14 protein-coding genes and 1 tRNA gene are annotated in these 19,301 nt (G+C 34.7%); 9 read left to right on the top strand and 6 right to left on the bottom strand.

All coding sequences use genetic code 11. The annotated features are described in order from the left end of the window. Positions 1 to 126: 126 nt before the first annotated feature. Genes LG651_RS01140 through polA form a run of 3 tightly spaced genes read right to left on the bottom strand, consistent with a single transcriptional unit; the run spans position 127 to position 4,321 of the window. Positions 127 to 513 carry a (deoxy)nucleoside triphosphate pyrophosphohydrolase gene (locus tag LG651_RS01140; protein WP_226694327.1) on the bottom strand — a complete coding sequence of 129 codons (387 nt, stop codon included), beginning with the start codon at positions 511 to 513 and terminating at the stop codon, positions 127 to 129. Between the two features lie 11 nt (positions 514 to 524). Next, positions 525 to 1,448: a DUF4421 family protein gene (locus LG651_RS01135; protein WP_226694326.1), complete on the bottom strand. Its 924-nt coding sequence runs from the start codon at positions 1,446 to 1,448 to the stop codon at positions 525 to 527. Between the two features lie 14 nt (positions 1,449 to 1,462). Beyond that, on the bottom strand, positions 1,463 to 4,321 hold the full coding sequence (gene polA, locus LG651_RS01130; protein ID WP_226694325.1) for a DNA polymerase I: 2,859 nt from the start codon (positions 4,319 to 4,321) through the stop codon (positions 1,463 to 1,465). Between the two features lie 101 nt (positions 4,322 to 4,422). Here polA and LG651_RS01125 point away from each other — a divergent pair, with 101 nt between their 5' ends. The 4 genes from LG651_RS01125 (at position 4,423) to LG651_RS01110 (ending at position 8,055) form a co-directional block, all read left to right on the top strand. Continuing rightward, on the top strand, positions 4,423 to 5,823 hold the full coding sequence (locus LG651_RS01125) for an aldehyde dehydrogenase family protein (RefSeq protein WP_226694324.1): 1,401 nt from the start codon (positions 4,423 to 4,425) through the stop codon (positions 5,821 to 5,823). 81 nt (positions 5,824 to 5,904) lie between these two features. After that, entirely contained in the window at positions 5,905 to 7,131 is a 1,227-nt protein-coding gene (locus tag LG651_RS01120; RefSeq protein WP_226694323.1) for a metallophosphoesterase, read from the top strand. Between the two features lie 44 nt (positions 7,132 to 7,175). After that, positions 7,176 to 7,475, top strand: coding sequence for a thioredoxin family protein (locus tag LG651_RS01115; RefSeq protein WP_226694322.1), 300 nt, complete (start codon positions 7,176 to 7,178; stop codon positions 7,473 to 7,475). A 112-nt stretch (positions 7,476 to 7,587) separates the two neighbouring features. Continuing rightward, on the top strand, positions 7,588 to 8,055 hold the full coding sequence (locus LG651_RS01110) for a type II secretion system protein GspG (RefSeq protein ID WP_226694321.1): 468 nt from the start codon (positions 7,588 to 7,590) through the stop codon (positions 8,053 to 8,055). Between the two features lie 33 nt (positions 8,056 to 8,088). Here the strand turns inward: LG651_RS01110 and LG651_RS01105 are convergent, their stop codons facing one another. Beyond that, positions 8,089 to 8,739: a polysaccharide deacetylase family protein gene (locus LG651_RS01105; RefSeq protein WP_226694320.1), complete on the bottom strand. Its 651-nt coding sequence runs from the start codon at positions 8,737 to 8,739 to the stop codon at positions 8,089 to 8,091. A gap of 6 nt (positions 8,740 to 8,745) precedes the next feature. After that, a complete protein-coding gene (locus tag LG651_RS01100) occupies positions 8,746 to 12,132 on the bottom strand; it encodes a glycosyltransferase family 117 protein (protein WP_226694319.1) in 3,387 nt (1,128 codons plus the stop codon). Positions 12,133 to 12,281: 149 nt separating this feature from the next. Here LG651_RS01100 and LG651_RS01095 point away from each other — a divergent pair. The 4 genes from LG651_RS01095 (at position 12,282) to infB (ending at position 17,068) form a co-directional block, all read left to right on the top strand. Further along, a tRNA-Gln gene (locus LG651_RS01095) sits at positions 12,282 to 12,354 on the top strand. Positions 12,355 to 12,563: 209 nt separating this feature from the next. Then, positions 12,564 to 13,025 carry a ribosome assembly cofactor RimP gene (rimP, locus tag LG651_RS01090; RefSeq protein ID WP_226694318.1) on the top strand — a complete coding sequence of 154 codons (462 nt, stop codon included), beginning with the start codon at positions 12,564 to 12,566 and terminating at the stop codon, positions 13,023 to 13,025. Positions 13,026 to 13,032: 7 nt separating this feature from the next. Next, positions 13,033 to 14,265, top strand: a complete 1,233-nt coding sequence (gene nusA / locus LG651_RS01085; RefSeq protein ID WP_226694317.1) for a transcription termination factor NusA — start codon at positions 13,033 to 13,035, stop codon at positions 14,263 to 14,265. A gap of 31 nt (positions 14,266 to 14,296) precedes the next feature. Further along, positions 14,297 to 17,068: a translation initiation factor IF-2 gene (gene infB, locus LG651_RS01080; RefSeq protein ID WP_226694316.1), complete on the top strand. Its 2,772-nt coding sequence runs from the start codon at positions 14,297 to 14,299 to the stop codon at positions 17,066 to 17,068. Between the two features lie 325 nt (positions 17,069 to 17,393). On the opposite strand, the gene LG651_RS01075 is transcribed toward infB, so the two are convergent. Beyond that, the gene (locus LG651_RS01075; protein ID WP_226694315.1) at positions 17,394 to 17,786 is read right to left on the bottom strand and encodes an SPOR domain-containing protein; all 393 of its coding nucleotides are present in this window, start codon (positions 17,784 to 17,786) and stop codon (positions 17,394 to 17,396) included. 210 nt (positions 17,787 to 17,996) lie between these two features. On the opposite strand from LG651_RS01075, the gene LG651_RS01070 reads away from it, so the two are divergent. Then, entirely contained in the window at positions 17,997 to 19,292 is a 1,296-nt protein-coding gene (locus LG651_RS01070; protein ID WP_226694314.1) for a c-type cytochrome, read from the top strand. Positions 19,293 to 19,301 lie beyond the last annotated feature (9 nt).

Raw genomic sequence — 19,301 nt, 5'->3', positions numbered from 1 at the left:
GTCGAAAGAACTCTAGAAGCTTCTTCTTTATCAATTTTATTTTTTTTATATAAAATTTTTCATCATCAAGAAGATTTAATTTTTCATTTATAAGTTGTGTAATTAATGCTTCGTAAATTCCTTGATTCATAATGATAAAAATTCTTTTAAAATTGGAATATCGGCTTCAGCCCAATCCAAATCTAATAATTCTTCTTTTTTTGCTAAAACATAGTTAGCATGTTCTTTAAGTATTAAACTTCCGGAATTGTATTTAGCAATAAAAGGAATTAATTTAATTTTAAAATCGGGGTATTCATGTGTTACCGGTGTTAATCGCTGCGTAACATGTATTTCAATATTAAGCTCTTCTTTAATTTCGCGTTTAATACAATCAATTTCTGATTCGTTAGGTTCTATTTTTCCACCTGCAAATTCCCATTTTAATGGTAGCTTCATTTTTTCGCTTCTTTGAAAAGCAAAAACTTTCTCATTTTTTAAAATGATAGCGCAAGTAACTAAAATAGTTTTCATTTTAATCTTATTTACAACCCAAACTCACGCTCAATCGATTCTACGGTGCGTTGTAAAAATTTCGGGGCATTAAAACGATAAGCAAAATAGAGTTGTGCATGGTTTCTATCGTTAATTGTACTTCTTGTAGAGCGGTAGTTTATGTTGTTGCTCTCAAAAGTAAAAGTAGCACCGGCAGCAACACGCTCGTTGGTAAACCCAAATTGTAATCTAAAATTAAATCCGCGGGTAAAATAGGTTTCTTTATTAGTATCGTCTTTCGAGAATCGCATACCAAATTTAGGACTAATAGCGGGTGTTACAAACCAATTTTGGTCTACACACCAGGTGTAATAATAGGCGGGCGATAATGTGAAATCGGAATTATGCTGAACCACTTTATCGCCATCAATAAAATCTGAAATACGATTGTATCTGTAAGTAAAACTTGGAATAAAACTACCTGAACTTTCTCGTTGCCATTCATTAAGCTGAAACAAATGTTTATACGAAAAACGGTCGTTTAATAAATAGCCAGCAGAAAACCTATAGCTTGTAGATTTAAGGTCTGGAAAATCTCTATCTGGATTTTGGAAATCGATGTTTTGAGCATAGAACCCTTTAATTCTGCTAAAATCTGCACCTAAAACCCATTTGCTTAAAAACAGATTAAGTTTGGCTTCTAAAAATTTTGATTTTCTATCGCTTTGCGGTGGCGAAAACCCAAAGCCTAAACCTAAAAATTTATAATTTGCCGATAGTTTTGTTCTTAAATCGTTGGTGGCTTCAATGGTGTAGCGCTCGTTATTTATGTCTTCATTTACCGATAAAATTTCTGTTTGGCGGTTTATAGAAACTTTGGTAATTAAATAGTCGTTTAATTTTACAATATCTTGGGCGTTGGCTTTAGTAAAAAAAAGCAAAGACATTATAAAACAAGCGCTGTAGGTTTTCATAAATGGTTTTATGTTTAGTGAGCCTCTAACCAGTTGTTTCCAGTATCTAATTCAACGTCTAAAGGAACAGCTAATTTATAAGCGTTTTCCATTTCGGTTTTTATTAGGTTTGAAACTTCTTCTAGTTCTGGTTTATAAACGTCGAAAACCAATTCATCGTGTACTTGTAACAGCATTTTAGTTTTATAGTTACCAGCTTCTAATTTATTGTAAATAGCAATCATAGCTAGTTTAATAATGTCGGCGGCACTACCTTGTATTGGTGCGTTAACAGCATTACGTTCTGCAGCGCCACGAACCACACCGTTTCTGGAATTTATATCTTTTAAATAACGGCGACGACCTAAAACGGTTTGTACATAACCATGATCTCTTGCAAAATCTACCTGTTTGCTTATGTAGTTTTTTAACTTTGGGTAGGTTTCGTAATAGGTATCAATTAATTCTTTGGCTTCGCTACGCGATAAATCGGTTTGGTTACTTAAACCAAAAGCTGAAACGCCATAAATAATACCGAAGTTTACGGTTTTTGCGTTGCTACGTTGTTCGCGAGTAACATCTTCAATAGGTACATTAAACACTTTTGCAGCGGTTGAAGCGTGAATATCTTCACCATTTTTAAAAGCTTCAATCATGGTTTCTTCTTCGCTTAAAGCGGCAATAATGCGCAATTCTATTTGGCTATAATCGGCAGCAAGAAGCGTGTAATCTTCGCTTCGCGGAATAAAAGCCTTTCTTACTTGGCGACCGCGTTCGGTACGAATAGGAATGTTTTGTAAGTTGGGGTTGTTACTACTTAAACGACCAGTAGCGGCGACAGTTTGCATATAATCGGTATGTACGCGACCTGTAGCTTCTTCAACTTGTAGTGGTAAAGCATCAACATACGTGCTTTTTAGTTTGCTTAAACCTCTAAAATCGATGATGTTTCTAATAATTTCGTGGTCTTTGGCCAAATAACTTAAAACATCTTCGGCTGTAGAATATTGACCCGTTTTGGTTTTTTTAGGCTTGTCAACCAATTTCATTTTTTCAAATAAAATAATGCCTAATTGTTTTGGTGATGCAATATTAAACTCTTCTCCGGCTGCTTCGTAAATACTTTTTTCAAGTGAAGCGATATCGTTGTTAAGTTGTTCGGCTAATGATGCTAAAAAGTCTTTATCTAAATTAATACCTTCTAATTCCATAGCTGCTAAAACACGCAATAGCGGAATTTCAATATCATCGAACAACGTTTGTGTGTTGGCTTCGCCTAATTCGTTTTGAAAATGTTCTTTTAATTGAAGGGTAATGTCGGCATCTTCAACAGCATATTCGGTTTGTTTTTCTAAAGGAACATCGCGCATGGATAACTGATTTTTCCCTTTTTTACCAATAAGCTCTGTTATAGAAATTGGTGTATAATTCAAATAGGTTTCTGCCAACACATCCATATTATGGCGCATATCTGGGTTAATTAAGTAATGCGCTAACATGGTGTCGAACAATTTGCCTTTAACAGATATGTTGTATTTAGCTAAAACTTTAATATCGTATTTTAAATTCTGACCAATTTTTTCGATGGTTTCACTTTCAAAAAACGGACGCAATTGCTCGATAAGTTCTTGTGCTTCGGTTTTATCTTCTGGAAAAGGTAAGTAAAAGCCTTTACCAACTTCCCAGGAAAATGCAATGCCAACCAATTCCGCAGTTAACGGATTTAAACCCGTAGTTTCGGTATCGAAACACACCGAGGTTTGGTTCATTAAATTTTTAATAAACAGCTTTGTTGCCATTCCAGAAGCTATGCTTTGGTAAAAATGACTTGTGTTGTCGGCAGTTTTTCGGGTGTGAGATTCCGAACTCGTTTCGGTATCAGTGCTATTAACATCGCCACCAAACAAGGAAAATTGACCAGCTCCTGCAGTTGAGGTTGTTTTTTTAGACTTCTCGACTGCGCTCGAAGTGACATTTTGATTTGTTGATGAACTTGAACTTTCAGTTTCTTTTGTAAAGGTTTTTACAAAGTTATCGGTTAAGCGTCTAAACTCTAATTCTTGAAAAATGGCTTTCACAGCTTCAATATCTGGATCGCACATTTCAAAATCTTTTTCATCAAATTCCACCGGAACATCAAGCATAATGGTGGCTAGTTTTTTAGAAAGTAACCCCAATTCTTGGTTGGCTTCAACTTTCTCTTTCATTTTACCTTTAAGCTCATGAATGTTTTCAAACAAACCTTCCATACTACCATAAGCTTTAATAAATTTTTTGGCTGTTTTATCTCCAACACCTGGTAATCCTGGAATATTATCACTGGCATCGCCCATCATTCCTAAATAATCAATTACTTGTAATGGGTTTTCAACTTCAAACTTTTTTTGTACTTCGGGAATGCCCCAAGTTTCGTAACCGCCGCCAAACGATTTTGGGCGATACATAAAAATATTTTCTGAAACTAACTGCGCAAAATCCTTATCGGGTGTAACCATAAAGGTGGTGTAACCTTGTTTTTCGGCTTTTTTACTTAGAGTTCCAATAACGTCGTCGGCTTCAAAACCTTCTTTAACCATAATTGGAATATGCATGGCTTTTAAAATGTTTTGAATATATGGTACTGCCACTTTAATAGCTTCTGGTGTTTCGTCGCGATTAGCTTTGTAAGCCTCGAACATTTCAACTCTATCGGCACTTCCACCTTTATCGAAACATACCGCTAAATGGTCTGGACGCTCGCGTTTAATAACATCTAAAAGCGAGTTCATAAAACCCATAATGGCCGAAGTATCTATACCTTGCGAATTAATTCTAGGATTTTTTATAAAGGCATAATACCCACGGAAAATTAAAGCGTAAGCATCTACTAAAAAAAGGCGTTTTTTATCTGACATTTATTTGAATTTGAAAGTACGTAAAACTACGAAATCTAGAAAAGATTATAAATTAATTGAATTGCAATTTGTATTTTTAAGATAAATAAAATTTATAAGCTTTGAAAAACCCCTATTTACAACTTTTTAATTCACAAAAAGAAAATCAATTTAACATAGGAAATACCAATTATAAACAACGTATAAAAAAACTTAAAACATTAAAGGTTGCCCTTGAGAAAACCTATAAACAAGACATTAGAGAAGCGCTTTACGCCGATTTTAAAAAGCCATATATAGAAACCGATTTAACAGAGCTATATCTTGTTATTAAAGAAATAAAAGTTGCCATTTCTAACCTAAAATCTTGGATGCGTAATAAACATGTAGGTACGCCATTAGCGTTGTTAGGCACAACCTCATGGATTAAATACGAACCTAAAGGTGTTTGTTTAATTATTTCGCCATGGAATTATCCGGTTAATTTAACATTTTGTCCTTTAGTTTCTGCAATTGCGGCAGGAAATACGGTTATTTTAAAACCTTCTGAAATGACGCCAAATACCTCGCGTGTTATGGCAAAAATTGTAAAAGATGTATTTAATGAAAACGAAATTGCTTTGGTTGAAGGCGATGTTGAGGTTTCTAAGCATTTATTAAAATTGCCCTTTAATCATATTTTCTTTACAGGTTCGCCTGCTGTTGGTAAAATTATTATGGAAGCGGCATCAAAACATTTAGCTTCGGTAACTTTAGAACTGGGAGGTAAATCGCCTACAATAGTAGATGAAACAGCTAATGTGCAAACCGCTGTTAAAAGCATAGTTTGGGGTAAATACTTAAATACTGGGCAAACCTGTATAGCTCCAGATTATGTTTTGGTACACGAAAGTAAAAAAGAAGCTTTTATTGAAGCTTTTAAAATGACAATGGATAATTATTACTCAAAAAAACCTGAAAAATCTAAATCCTTTGGGCGCGTTGTAAACGAAAAACATTTTAAACGATTAACCGGTTATATTGAGGCAGCAAAAGAAGACAAAGCTATAATACACAAAGGCGGAAACTACAATGCTAACGATAATTATATTGAACCCACACTAATCTCAAAAATACCAGAAAGGAACCCGTTACTAAACGAAGAAATTTTTGGACCAATACTTCCCATAAAAACCTATAAAAATTTAAATGAAGTTGTTAGTTATATCAATTCAAAAGCGCGTCCTTTAGCGCTTTACATGTATAGCAAAAGTAAAAAAAACACCAACTATGTTATTAAAAATACACGATCTGGTGGTACTTGTATAAATAGTACCGAAATACATTTTACAAATCATGAATTGCCATTTGGCGGCATTAACAATAGCGGAATAGGTAAGTCGCATAGTTATTTTGGGTTTAAAGCCTTCTCTAACGAGCGTGCTGTTTTAAAAAGTTATTGGTCGGCACCATTAAAAGTATTATTTCCACCATACACAAATTTTAAGCAAAAAGTAGTAGACTTTACTATAAAATGGCTTTAAAACCCTTAACATTTAGTTAAATAGAAATACAGCTTTCTGTATTAGGTTTTATTACTGTTATCTTTGCTAAAAAAATTAAGCATGACACGTTGGATTATATTTTTAATTCTATATATACTAGTAACCATTTACGGTTTTCAAGCCCTAAAAACCGTAGTAAAAAATAACTGGATTTACTATGCGTTTTTTGCAGTAGCGTTATTGGTTTTAGGTAATTTTTTATATCAGTTTTTATCAGCTTCAGAAGGTCGTGTTTTAACACCTGCAAAAAGTTATGCTTTTGGTTTTTTGCTTGCTTATTTAGCATTTAACCTTATAATAATTCCTATTATGTTTGGCGAAGATATAATTAGGTTTGTTATTGGTATTTACGACAAATTGTTTGCAACCAAAAGCAATTTTAATTTACCATCCAGACGTAAATTTATAAGCCAGATAGCTTTGGGTTTAGCAGCTATTCCACTAGCTTCTATTTTATACGGTATGTATCGTGGTAAATATCGTTTTCGCGTATTAAATTATACACTGTATTTCGAAGATTTACCAGAAGCCTTCAATGGTTATAAAATAACTCAAATAAGCGATATTCATTCCGGAAGTTTCGATAACAGAGAGAAAATAGAATATGGCGTTAATTTAATTAACGAACAAAATTCTGATGTTATTCTATTCACTGGAGATATGGTGAATAACAAAGCTAGTGAAATGGAGCCCTGGCAAGATCTATTCTCTACATTAAAGGCTAAAGATGGTGTTTTTTCGGTGTTAGGAAATCACGATTATGGCGATTATGTAAACTGGAAAACAAAAGAAGAAAAAGGACAAAACCTAGAAGAATTAAAACAACTTCAAAAAAACATGGGTTTCAATTTATTACTAAACGAAACCAAATTTTTAGAAAAAAATGGCGAACGACTCGCTTTAATTGGTGTAGAAAATTGGGGGAAAGGCTTTAAAAAAGTGGGTGATTTAAACAAAGCCGTACAAAAGGTGCAAGCAAACGATTTTAAAATATTAATGAGCCACGACCCAACACACTGGGAAGAAGAAGTAATAAATGCCGATTATCATTATCATTTAACCCTAAGTGGGCACACACATGGTATGCAATTTGGTATAGAAATACCAGGTTGGATAAAATGGAGTCCTGCCAAATGGAGATATAAACACTGGGCAGGTATTTATCAAGAAAAAGGCCAATATATAAACGTAAACCGTGGCTTTGGTTACTTAGGTTATCCTGGTCGTGTTGGTATTTGGCCAGAAGTAACTGTAATAGAGTTAAAACGCGGTGCAAAACCCGCCTAATTGTGTTATAAATCCTTATATTTGTTCTATTAAAGCATAAATTTATGTCCAAATTTGGTGAACTTATAGATGTTGAAATTCCGGTGCTGCTCTCCTTTTATTCGCAAACCGAAACAGAAGAGGTATCAACAATCCAGCAAAACCTTCACGATGTTGCCTCAACCTTAGGTAACAAGGTAAAAGTTATAAATATTGATGTTGCCAAAAATAAAGATTTAACCGAAGCACTTCGTATTAAAACCCTACCAACGCTAATAATTTACAAGCACGGTGAAATGAAATGGCGCCAAAGTGGCGAGCAACAAACCAGCGCAATAATTAGTAAAATAGAAGAATATATTTAAAGTTTTTTGGGCGTTACACCTCCTAAGGTCGGCGTCAGGCTTTACGTTACAAGTCCTCGCAAGCTCCGGGCTTTCCACTGCAATCCTTAACGCGGGCTATCGTAATTAAAACATGTTAGAATTTATAATAACAACCTTAGCCGAAATTGGGCTTCTTCGCGAAGATTTCAAGCATCAAAAACGCATTCGAGCAAAAGAAAAGCAAGATGGTGTAAAACGACCATTTCAAAAATATGCCTTGCAACCTAGTGTACTTTTATTTTTATGTTGTTTTGTATTGGTTGTAGCAAGTTCACAATTATTTTTTACCTACCAGCGAAAATTTGTTTTTCCTAAAAAAACGAAAAAAGAAATCGCAGAAATGAGTGCGAGAGCCGAATCCTATAAATCACATTTCGGTAAATATCCTGCTACAATAAACGAGCTTATTGCTAATAGCCCCATGAGGCAAAGTTGGAAAACCGATGCTTGGGACAGACCATATCAATATATAGTTACCAACAATGGAAACAAATTTATCATTATTTCAGCTGGTCCCGATGGAAAGTTTAATACCAACGACGATATTGCATCAAAATAAAAGTACTAAAAAGTATTTTCTACTTTACACCATTTAAACAATAGCTTCAAAAGTAAACCCAAGTTTAGCAAAATGTGCTAAAACTTTTGGTAATGCAAATTTCATGTTTTTTTGTGCTTTTATACTATCATGAAACACAATTATGCTTCCACTTTTGGCTTTTGTAATTACGTTGTTTAAGCAGGTTTGCTTACTTATGTTTTTATCCCAATCAAACGAAATAACATCCCACATAATTATTTTATAACCCAAGCTAATAAGTTGTTTACCTTGTTTGTTGGTTATTTTCCCGTATGGCGGACGAAATAAATTCTTAATTCTTGATTCTGAATTCTGAATGTGGGAGTCTATCGTTTTTTGCGCTGTAAGTGTATTTTCTAAATATAATTTTGTTGAGGTTTTCCAGCCTCTTAAATGGTTTTGTGTATGGTTGCCTACTGTGTGACCTTCAGCAAGTATATCTTTTAAAATTTCGGGATGTTTTTTAACATTATCACCAATACAAAAAAAGGTAGCTTTGGCTTGGTATTGTTTTAATGTTTTAAGAACCCAATGAGTTATTTCTGGAGTTGGGCCATCATCAAAAGTTAAATATAAAACCCTTTTAGCTGTAGGTATGTCCCAAATATATTTGGGGAACATTTTTTTTACAACCAAAGGGGTTTTAACAGGTATTATGTTCATGCCTAGTTAGTTTGTTGTATCTATAGGCAGACTATTTGTTGAGTCTAAAGGCAAATCTAATTCGGTTTGTACTTCGTCTTCAGTGATGTCTTCATCACCATAAAAATATTTAAATGCTCTTAAATGGTTGTTAAAAACTTCGCCTTCTTTTTCTGCAAATTCCAAATCGTTTGCAACTAATACATCTAATAAAGATTTGTAGCGTTGTATATCGGTATAAATATCTTCAAACAAGCGCTCTTGCATATCGATTTTTAAACTGCTGTAATAATTTAAGTTTTCTTGATATTTTAAAGCAACTTGTTTGTATAAATCTCTAGCTTTTTCCTGGTTTCCAATCTCGTAATAGGCGCTAATGTAGGGCTCTAATAAGGTATAATAACCGAAATAATTAACGGGCATATTGTTCATAGCAATATCGGCTATTTCTTCGGCCTTTTTTGGCTTGTTCTCGTTAATTAATTGCTCAACCAAACGAGCTAAATTACCACGGTAGGTAATAGAATTTTTACGCGTTTCTGGGTCGTGGTAAATGTTTGGGCTTCCGCTGTTACCCCAATCCCATTTTTTTACCTTTTCGTACATTAAATCGGCATCAACACGTCCCATATCAAACGGATTATTTCTATCAACTTCAGTTTTAATGGGTACTAATTTGTAGCACATACCATCTAGTTGAAGGTAGTCTTTCATCCATAGGTAATCGTCGTCACCAAAACTTCCTCCTGTGAAATAAATAGGGCGGTTCCATTCGTTATTGGCAACAATGTCTAACATAAGCAAGCGGTTTTTGTAAAGAGCTCCGCCTGTTACCTCAATATCAATATAAGGTACAATAGCTTCGGCATCTTTTGCTTTTACAATACCAGATTTTAAAGCATTTATTTTATTAACAGGTATGCGTAAATGTGGTGTTGGCATGTAAGTAGCTGTAAGATCTTGACTTCTTATGTCTGTAACATCATATCCTTTTTGCTCTAAAACATATTTATATTTTGTTCTTGGGTTGTCGCTTTGTACAAAATCTAAAAACTTATTAATATTTAGCGTGTCTTTAATTACATTTTCAATTACAATATAATCGTTGGTGCCATATTGATAGTTTTTATGTTCTAGTTGCGATGGTATTGGGTCGCTTTCGTAAGCCTTTCGTTTCATTTGGTCTATATACCAATCGGTTTGAAATAAACTCGTATTTACAACACGCACATCGGTACGGTAGCCTTCAATTTCTTGGGCGTACCAAAGGGCAAACGTATCGTTATCTCCAATGGTAAATAATATGGCATTTTCTGCACAAGAATCTAGGTACATTTTAGCCATGGCATTGGCGGTGTATTTCTCCGATCTGTCATGGTCGTCCCAGTTATTAGCAGCCATAATGGTTGGTACTAAAACCAAACATGCCACACTAATGGCTGGGGCCAGTAATTTTGAGGTTACTTTTGTTTTTAACGCATCAAAAATGGCATAAACGCCAAAACCTATCCAAAGGGCAAATACGTAAAATGATCCTACAACCGAGTAATCGCGCTCTCGAGGTTCAAACGGACGAACATTAGTGTAAACTTGAATAGCTAAACCAGTAAATAAGAAGAATACTAGCATAACCCAAAAGCGTTTTCTGTCTTTATTAAACAGAAAGAAAAAGCCAATTAAACCTAGAATTAACGGTAATAAATAATAAGTGTTTCTTGCCTTGTTGTTTTTAACATCGCTTGGTAAATTGTCTTGTGAGTAGCCTAAATGCCATTCGTCTATAAATTTTATGCCTGTAATCCAGTTTCCGTGGTTGTCGTAGCGACCTTGCACATCGTCTTGTCTTCCAGAGAAATTCCACATGAAATAGCGCCAGTACATGTAGCCTAATTGATACTCGAAAAGGTAAGCAATGTTACTAGCTATAGATGGCTTTTTAATTTCTATATTACTTTTTTCAGCCTTTAAAAAGTTGTTGTAATCTTCGTAATCTACATTACCTTGAGCAACTTGATTTTTAAATTCACTAATTTGAGCTTTGTATTGGGTAATTTGATTTAAGGCGTAAGCGTTGGCTTGCTCTTCAGGTAAGCCTGCGTTTGATGCCGCTCTATAAAAATCGTTTTGTAAGCCTGGTTTTACTTTAAAATCTAAAAATCCAGAAAACATCATGTAATTCTCGGCATGTTCGGCACTCCACATACGTGGTAAAATAGATGCATGTTTCGAGTTATAATTTTGCTTAGCATTTTTGTAATCGTTTACAATAACATATTCTCCTTTTTCTTCATCTTTTTCATATTTAGGTTTGTCGTCTATGTATGGATTGTTATCATCTAAATAAGCATATTGGTCTGTAAATTGTGGGCCATAAAACAAGTGCGTTTCTGGGTATTGCTCTAAGTTGTAATATGCAAGTAATTCACGAGCACTCGACGGGTTGTTTTCATTAATAACCACATTGGCATTGGCACGAATAGGTAACATTAACCATGTTGAAAAACCAATAATTACAAAGGTTAAACATAGTACGGCAGTGTTTAAATGTACATAACCTTTTTTTCTGGTGAATCGTAATCCATAATTAATTAGTGCTATTAATACAATTAATGCAATTATAGAACCAGAGTTAAACGGAAGCCCAATACTGTTCACAAAAAATATTTCCGACATAGAAAATATTTTTAGAATGTTAGGTGCTAAGAGTTTAAATATGAATAATAAAACGGCAACCGAAACCGCATTAGCAATAATAAAGTTTTTTACAGTAACGGTTTTGTAGTTTTTAAAGTAGTAAATAAGTCCGATAGCTGGAATAGTTAATAATCCCATAAAATGCACACCAAACGATAAACCGATAACAAAAGCAATTAAAACTAACCAACGGTTGCCACGAGGGGTATCCATATCTTGTTCCCAGCGAAGTCCTAACCAAAATAATGCCGACATAATTAGAGTTGCCATCGCATAAACCTCAGTTTCAACGGCGTTAAACCAAAACGAATCGGTAAAAGTAAAAGCTAAACTACCTACTAAACCGCTTCCTAAAATGGCGATGGCTTTAGGTTGGGTAATTTCGGTGTTGGTTTCAACAAGTTTTTTTAGCAATAAAGTAATGGTCCAAAACATAAAAAGAATGGTGAATGCACTCGATACGGCACTCATCATATTCATCATCCAACCTACAAGTTCGTTATTACCAAAAGTAAATATAGAGAAAAAAGCACCCATCATTTGAAAAAGTGGCGCTCCAGGTGGGTGACCAACTTGTAGTTTCGATGAGGTTAAAATATACTCGCCAGCATCCCAAAAACTTACCGTAGGTTCAACTGTTAAACTATATGTAATTAAAGCGATTAAAAAAGAGAACCAGCCTAAAATTGTGTTCCATTTTTTAAAGTTGAATTGTGCCATTTTTATGTGTTTAATTGCTTTGGCGAATTTAACAATAAATACGTTACAGCAAATATTTTTAAGTAAACGTTAAGTTTTAACTATTATTTTTTTAAAAAAAACTTGTAAAAATAAAACTTTGTTTTAAATTTGCACCCTCATTACACGAATGGCCTATGGTGTAACTGGCAACACGTTGGTTTTTGGTACCAAAGAGTCTAGGTTCGAGCCCTAGTGGGCCAACAAATACAGCCTTAATTATTTCAATAATTAAGGCTTTTTTGTGTTTTAAAACTAGTATTAGTTGGTTTTACTATTTTGAAAATAAATAATTTGTTCAGGGTTTTGTTTTAAAATCCTTTAAAAATCAATAAAATATTATATATTTGCAGCGTTGAAAGGCGAAAAAACTAAATGAGGGGACGGAAAGTCCCCTCTTTTTATACTAAAAAATGTTGCGAACAAAAGCTTTAGAACTACTAGAAGGCGCGTTGCAAGAACGTACCGATTTATTTTTAATTGATTTTACTATAAATACCGAAAATCATATTAAAGTGATTATCGATGGTGATAACGGTGTTTTAGTAGAAGATTGTATTTTTGTAAGCAGAGCCATTGAGCATAATTTAGATCGCGAAGAAGAAGATTTCTCGCTCGAAGTTATGTCGGCAGGCGCCACTGCGCCGTTAGTGCATAACCGTCAGTATAAAAAAAATCAAGGCCGAACGCTAAAAGTAAAAACGGCTTCAAACGAAATTGAAGGCGAGCTTACCGAGGCTAACGATACCGAAATAACCTTAAACTGGAAAGTGCGTGAGCCAAAACCAGTAGGTAAAGGTAAAGTGACAGTAAAAAAGGAAGCAAAAATTCCTTATCAAGATATTAAAGAAGCAAAAGTTATGATAAAATTTTAATTGAGTTATGGAGAATGTCGCGTTAATAGAATCTTTTTCAGAATTTAAAGATGATAAGCTAATTGACAGAGTTACGTTAATGGCAATTTTAGAGGACGTGTTTAGAAGCGCCCTTAAAAAGAAATATGGAGACGATGATAATTTCGATATCATTGTAAACCCGGATAAAGGCGATTTAGAAATTTGGAGAAATAGAATTGTTGTAGCCGATGATGAAGTTGAAGACGAAAATCAAGAAATATCATTAACCGAAGCGCGTAAAATTGAACCAGATTTTGAAGTTGGTGAAGATGTGTCTGAAGAAGTAAAGTTAATCGATTTAGGTCGTCGTGCTATTTTAGCATTACGTCAAAACTTAATTTCTAAAATTCACGAACACGATAACACTATTATCTATAAGCAATTTAAAGATTTAATAGGAGAAATTTATACAGCAGAAGTACATCATATTCGTCACAGAGCAGTTATTTTGTTAGATGATGAAGGTAACGAAATTGTACTTCCAAAAGATAAACAAATCCCATCGGATTTCTTTAGAAAAGGAGATAACGTAAGAGGTGTAATTGAAGCCGTAGAGCTTAAAGGTGCAAAACCAGCAATTATTATGTCTAGAACATCACCTTTATTTTTAGAGAAATTGTTCGAGCAAGAAATACCTGAAGTTTTCGACGGTTTAATTACCATTAAAAATGTGGTTAGAATTCCTGGCGAAAAAGCAAAAGTAGCAGTAGATTCTTATGATGATAGAATCGATCCTGTAGGTGCTTGTGTAGGTATGAAAGGGTCTCGTATTCACGGTATTGTACGTGAATTAGGAAACGAAAATATCGATGTAATTAATTACACTAATAACCTGCAATTATTTATTACTAGAGCTTTAAGTCCTGCGCGCGTAACATCTATTAAATTAGATGAAGAAAACAAACGTGCCGAGGTCATTTTAAAACCAGAAGAAGTAAGTAAAGCTATCGGTCGAGGCGGACACAATATTCGTTTGGCTGGTCAATTAACTGGTTTCGAAATTGATGTGTTTAGAGAAGGTGCAGAAGAAGACGTAGAACTAACCGAATTTTCAGATGAAATTGAAGGTTGGATTATTGAAGAGTTTAGTAAAGCTGGATTAGATACCGCAAAAAGCATTTTAGAGCAAGAGGTAAACGATTTAGTGAAACGAACAGATTTAGAAGAAGAAACTATTATCGACGTTATTAGAATTTTAAGAGAAGAATTCGAAGAATAACATATATATTTGAGTATTTTAAAGGCAATTTATGGCTGAAACAATAAGATTAAATAAAGTATTACGCGAACTTAACATTTCTCTAGATCGTGCTGTGGAGTTTTTAGACTCTAAAGGTGTCGATATTGAGAAGCGTCCCACTACAAAAATTTCGGAAGAAACATATAAGATTCTTTCCGATGAATTTGAAACCGACGCTAGCAAAAAAGTAAAGTCGCAAGAAGTAAGTGAAGCAAAGCTAAAAGAGAAGGAAGATTTACGTATTAAACGTGAAAAAGAACTCGAAGCTAAGCAAAAAGCCCAAGATGAAGCCCGCGAAGCTCAAGAAAAAGCGCGTCAAGAAGCGCAAAAAAATGAGGTTGTTAAAGCAGCAAAAACGCTTACTGGACCAAAGCAAGTTGGTAAAATAGATTTAGAGCCTAAAAAGGTTGATAAAAAACCTGAACCACAAGCGCCTAAAGCTGAAGCACCAAAACCAGAGGAAACCGCTAAAAAAGCACCAGAAACACCTAAAGTTGAGGCTGCAAAAGAGGTTAAGCCAGACGTTAAAACAGAAGCGCCTGCAAATCCTAAAGAAGCCGAGGCTCCAAAAGCAGAAGCGCCTAAAACAGATATTTCGGTTTCTGGTGGTCGTGTTAAAACGCAATACCAAAAACTTACGGGTCCTAAAATCGCAGGAGATAAAATAGATTTATCGCAATTCAATAAGCCAAAAAAGAAAAAAGACGATAAAAAAACCGATGCCAAAGATGGTGCCGGAGCTCAAAATAAAAGAAAACGCCGTAGAATTAGTAAAACTGGTGGCGGTGCGCCGAACGATAATAGAGGCGGAAATAATAATAACAGAAACGATCGCTTTAAAGGTAAGGGACGAGGCAGAACTGTAGTTAAAGAAGAGCCTAGCGAAGAAGATGTTAAAAAACAAGTACGCGAAACGCTTGAAAAACTCCAAGGGAAATCTAATAAAGGTCGTGGTGCAAAATATCGTAGAGATAAACGTGACCAACATAGAGATCAAACCGAAAGAGAATTACAAGCAGAAGCAGCAGAAAGTAAAACACTTAAAGTTACAGAGTTTGTTACAGCTAGTGAGGTAGCAACCATGATGGATGTTGGAGTAACTCAAATTATTTCGGCGTGTATGTCCTTAGGAATGATGGTTACTATGAACCAACGTTTAGATGCTGAAACTTTATCTATAGTTGCAGATGAGTTTGGTTATAAAGTAGAATTTGTAACTGCCGATATCGAAGAAGCAATCGAAGAGGTTGAAGATAAACCGGAAGATTTAAAATCGCGTGCGCCAATTGTAACTGTAATGGGGCATGTCGATCATGGTAAAACATCGCTTTTAGATTACATTCGTGAAGAAAATGTAATTGCAGGCGAATCTGGTGGGATTACACAGCATATTGGTGCTTACGGTGTTCAGTTAGAAAATGGACAAAAAATAGCATTCCTTGATACACCTGGTCACGAGGCCTTTACCGCTATGCGTGCTCGTGGTGCTCAAGTAACAGATATAGCTATTATTGTTGCTGCTGCAGACGATGATATTATGCCGCAAACAAAAGAAGCCATTGCACATGCTCAAGCAGCTGGAGTTCCAATTGTTTTCGCTATAAACAAAATTGATAAGCCAGATGCTAACCCAGATAAAATTAAAGAAGGTTTAGCTAATATGAATCTTTTAGTTGAAGATTGGGGTGGTAAAATTCAATCACACGATATTTCAGCTAAATTTGGTACTGGTGTTAACGAATTACTTGAAAAAGTTTTACTTGAAGCCGAATTGTTAGAGTTAACAGCTAATCCTAATAAATCAGCTACAGGTACTGTTGTTGAAGCATATTTAGATAAAGGTCGTGGTTATGTGTCTACTATTTTAGTACAAGCCGGTACGTTACGAATTGGAGATTATGTGTTGGCTGGTCAACATAGTGGTAAAGTAAAAGCCATGCATGATGAACGTGGACACGATGTTGCAGAGGCAGGTCCATCAACTCCAGTTTCTATACTTGGTTTAGATGGTGCGCCACAAGCAGGTGATAAGTTTAATGTATTTGAAGACGAACGTGAAGCGAAACAAATTGCAACAAAACGTGCGCAGTTACAACGTGAGCAATCGGTTAGAACACAACGCCATATTACACTTGATGAAATTGGACGTCGTATTGCATTAGGAGACTTCCAAGAGTTAAATATTATCCTTAAAGGTGATGTGGATGGTTCTGTTGAAGCGTTAACAGATTCGTTCCAAAAACTATCTACCGAAGAAATTCATGTAAATATTATACATAAAGGAGTAGGTGCCATTACAGAAAGTGATGTGTTGTTAGCAACAGCTTCCGATGCTATTATTATAGGGTTTAATGTGCGTCCTGTTGGAAATGCAAGAAGTATTGCAGATAAGGAAGAAATTGACATCAGAACATACTCCATTATTTATGATGCTATAAACGATCTTAAAGATGCGATGGAAGGTATGCTTTCTCCAGAACTTAAAGAAGAAGTTACAGGTACGGCAGAAATTAGAGAAATTTTCAAAGTGTCTAAAATAGGAAGTATTGCCGGATGTATGGTTACAAATGGTAAAATACTTAGAAGCTCTGGCGTAAGATTAATTCGTGATGGTGTAGTCGTTCATACTGGAGAATTGGCTTCATTAAAACGATTTAAAGATGATGTAAAAGAAGTTTCAAAAGGATACGATTGTGGTATGCAGATTAAAGGCTACAACGATATTAAAGAAGGAGACATTATTGAAGCTTTCCACGAAGTTGAGGTTAAAAAGAAATTGTAATCTTTTCGCAACTAGTATAAAAATAAAAAATCAATCATTTTGGTTTTACAAAGGTCGGAAGTATATTCCGGCCTTTTTTTGTATGTAAGTTTTAAAAAATGCTTTTAGCCTTTAAAGAGCATGAGTTTCTCCTCTAAAAAGAGGGGAGTAAGGGGTGTGTCATGATTATGGAATTAGTTTCCTGTATTTAACAATGTCAAATAAAAATCACGTATGTATAAAAGTAAAAACAACACAATGTATTGTTAGAATTTAAACCAAAAAAAAGCAACCAAGATAAAATCTCAATTGCTTTATAATTTTCGATAAACGGTTTTACAGTGTTTTAACCTTTCTTAGGTTTAAAAATAAAAGCGCTAGGAAATGTTTTTTTAATCGATTTTAAAGCGCGGTCGGCTTCTAATCTTGTTCTAAAATTTCCAGCCCAAACCTTAAAATTAGGTGCTTCAAATTGTAATGTTGGATGCCAAGACCCATATACCTCGCTAAATTCCTTTTGTGCGGTTTGAGCACCATTCCGGTTTCCAGAATATACTTGTATTTTGTAGCGTTCAGAATCGGTTTCGTTCGTGTTAATTTCTTTTTTAAGCGCTAAAAGCTCTTTAATTTTTGGGTCTTCATTTATGGTGATAGTACCGTTTTGAGCAAATAAATTACCCTTACTAAACGCTAAAATGCTAAGAGTGAATAAAATCACTTTTGGGTTTAATACTTTCATTACTAAATAGGTTTATACAAATGTATACGTTATAAATTAAATTACAGATTATATTTTATTTAGACTCGCTCTAAATTAATAATTAACACATAACGAACATTTCTAAAATCGACTTTAAGTGTTACTTTTGCGAGAGATTTTAATTGATTTATTCTTTTTCAGTATAAGAAAAAATCATACCAAAGTTTAGAAGTTAATTCAACCAATAATATGAAACAGGTGATTCACCGAAAATTAAGTAAAAACATTCTTCGTTCTAGCTTAATTATTTTATTAGCGTTTACAACTGCTCTTTCAGCGCAAGAAGGAGATCCAGCAAAAGGAAAATCATTATTCAATGCCAACTGTGCAGCTTGTCATCAACTTGATAAGAAAATGACTGGTCCAGCTCTACGTAAAGTTGAGCAACGATTATCGGATGAGCAAGGCTTGGATAGGGAATGGATTCATGCTTGGGTTCGTAATAGTTCTGGGGTTATTAAGTCTGGAGATTCTTATGCAAATAAGATTTATAACGAATACGGCGGTGCTGCAATGACTGCCTTTCCTCAATTGTCAGATGACGATATAAATAACATTTTAGCGTACACTGCCGAAGAAAAAGCTGCGCCAGCACAAAATGCGGCTGTTGCGGTTTCTGCCGCGTCAGATGGCGGTTCTACAAATGGTGTTACGAACGAAATTATTTTAGGAGCTTTAGCGGTATTATTTATTTTACTTGCTTTAGGGCTTTATTTAGTGAATAAAACCTTGCGTCGTTTCGCGGTTGCTCAAGATATTGAGTTGCCAGAAACAGCTAAAAGAACACCACTTTGGAAAGCGTTTGTTCAAAATCAGTTTTTAATGATTGTTGTAGCAATTTTCTTTTTACTGTCTAGCGCGTATTTTGTTTATGGTTACTTGTCTCAAGTAGGCGTAGATCAGGGTTATCAACCTGTACAGCCTATTCATTTTTCACATAAAATTCACGCTGGTGATAATGGTATCGATTGTAAGTATTGTCATTCTTCGGCGAGAGTTAGTAAAACTTCTGGTATACCATCATTAAATGTCTGTATGAACTGTCACAAGTCAATTTATGAATATAATGGAGAAACTTCTCCTGAGTATTCTAAAGAATTTTACGATGGTGAAATTCAAAAGCTTTACGCTGCTGCGGGATGGAGTGACGCTGATCAAAAATATACAGGAGAATCAAAACCGGTAAAATGGGTTCGTATTCATAATTTACCAGATTTCGCATATTTTAATCATTCGCAGCACGTAACTGTTGCTGGAGTAGAATGTCAAACTTGTCATGGTCCAGTTGAAGAAATGGAAATTATGTATCAACATGCTCCATTAACAATGGGATGGTGTATAAACTGTCACCGTGAAACTAACGTTGCGGTTAAAGATAATGCTTACTACGAAAAAATTCACGAAGAATTATCGAAGAAGTATGGAGTAGATGAGTTGACGGCTGCTCAAATGGGTGGTTTAGAGTGTGGTAAATGTCATTATTAATTAACAAGA

The organism is Neotamlana sargassicola, from assembly GCF_020523965.1.
GTDB classification, from domain to species: Bacteria; Bacteroidota; Bacteroidia; order Flavobacteriales; family Flavobacteriaceae; genus Neotamlana; species Neotamlana sargassicola.
The sequence above is the reverse complement of the archived record's forward strand: the minus strand, read 5'-3'. Positions and strand labels throughout refer to the sequence as shown.

What these genes read in the sequence shown, in the direction of transcription:
- rimP (WP_226694318.1), top strand. Translation starts at nt 12,564, where the DNA reads ATGTTGCGAACAAAAGCTTTAGAACTACTAGAAGGCGCGTTGCAAGAA.
- LG651_RS01100 (WP_226694319.1), bottom strand. Translation starts at nt 12,132, where the DNA reads ATGGCACAATTCAACTTTAAAAAATGGAACACAATTTTAGGCTGGTTC.
- infB (WP_226694316.1), top strand. Translation starts at nt 14,297, where the DNA reads ATGGCTGAAACAATAAGATTAAATAAAGTATTACGCGAACTTAACATT.
- polA (WP_226694325.1), bottom strand. Translation starts at nt 4,321, where the DNA reads ATGTCAGATAAAAAACGCCTTTTTTTAGTAGATGCTTACGCTTTAATT.
- LG651_RS01135 (WP_226694326.1), bottom strand. Translation starts at nt 1,448, where the DNA reads ATGAAAACCTACAGCGCTTGTTTTATAATGTCTTTGCTTTTTTTTACT.
- LG651_RS01110 (WP_226694321.1), top strand. Translation starts at nt 7,588, where the DNA reads ATGTTAGAATTTATAATAACAACCTTAGCCGAAATTGGGCTTCTTCGC.
- LG651_RS01075 (WP_226694315.1), bottom strand. Translation starts at nt 17,786, where the DNA reads ATGAAAGTATTAAACCCAAAAGTGATTTTATTCACTCTTAGCATTTTA.
- LG651_RS01070 (WP_226694314.1), top strand. Translation starts at nt 17,997, where the DNA reads ATGAAACAGGTGATTCACCGAAAATTAAGTAAAAACATTCTTCGTTCT.
- LG651_RS01115 (WP_226694322.1), top strand. Translation starts at nt 7,176, where the DNA reads ATGTCCAAATTTGGTGAACTTATAGATGTTGAAATTCCGGTGCTGCTC.
- nusA (WP_226694317.1), top strand. Translation starts at nt 13,033, where the DNA reads ATGGAGAATGTCGCGTTAATAGAATCTTTTTCAGAATTTAAAGATGAT.
- LG651_RS01140 (WP_226694327.1), bottom strand. Translation starts at nt 513, where the DNA reads ATGAAAACTATTTTAGTTACTTGCGCTATCATTTTAAAAAATGAGAAA.
- LG651_RS01105 (WP_226694320.1), bottom strand. Translation starts at nt 8,739, where the DNA reads ATGAACATAATACCTGTTAAAACCCCTTTGGTTGTAAAAAAAATGTTC.
- LG651_RS01120 (WP_226694323.1), top strand. Translation starts at nt 5,905, where the DNA reads ATGACACGTTGGATTATATTTTTAATTCTATATATACTAGTAACCATT.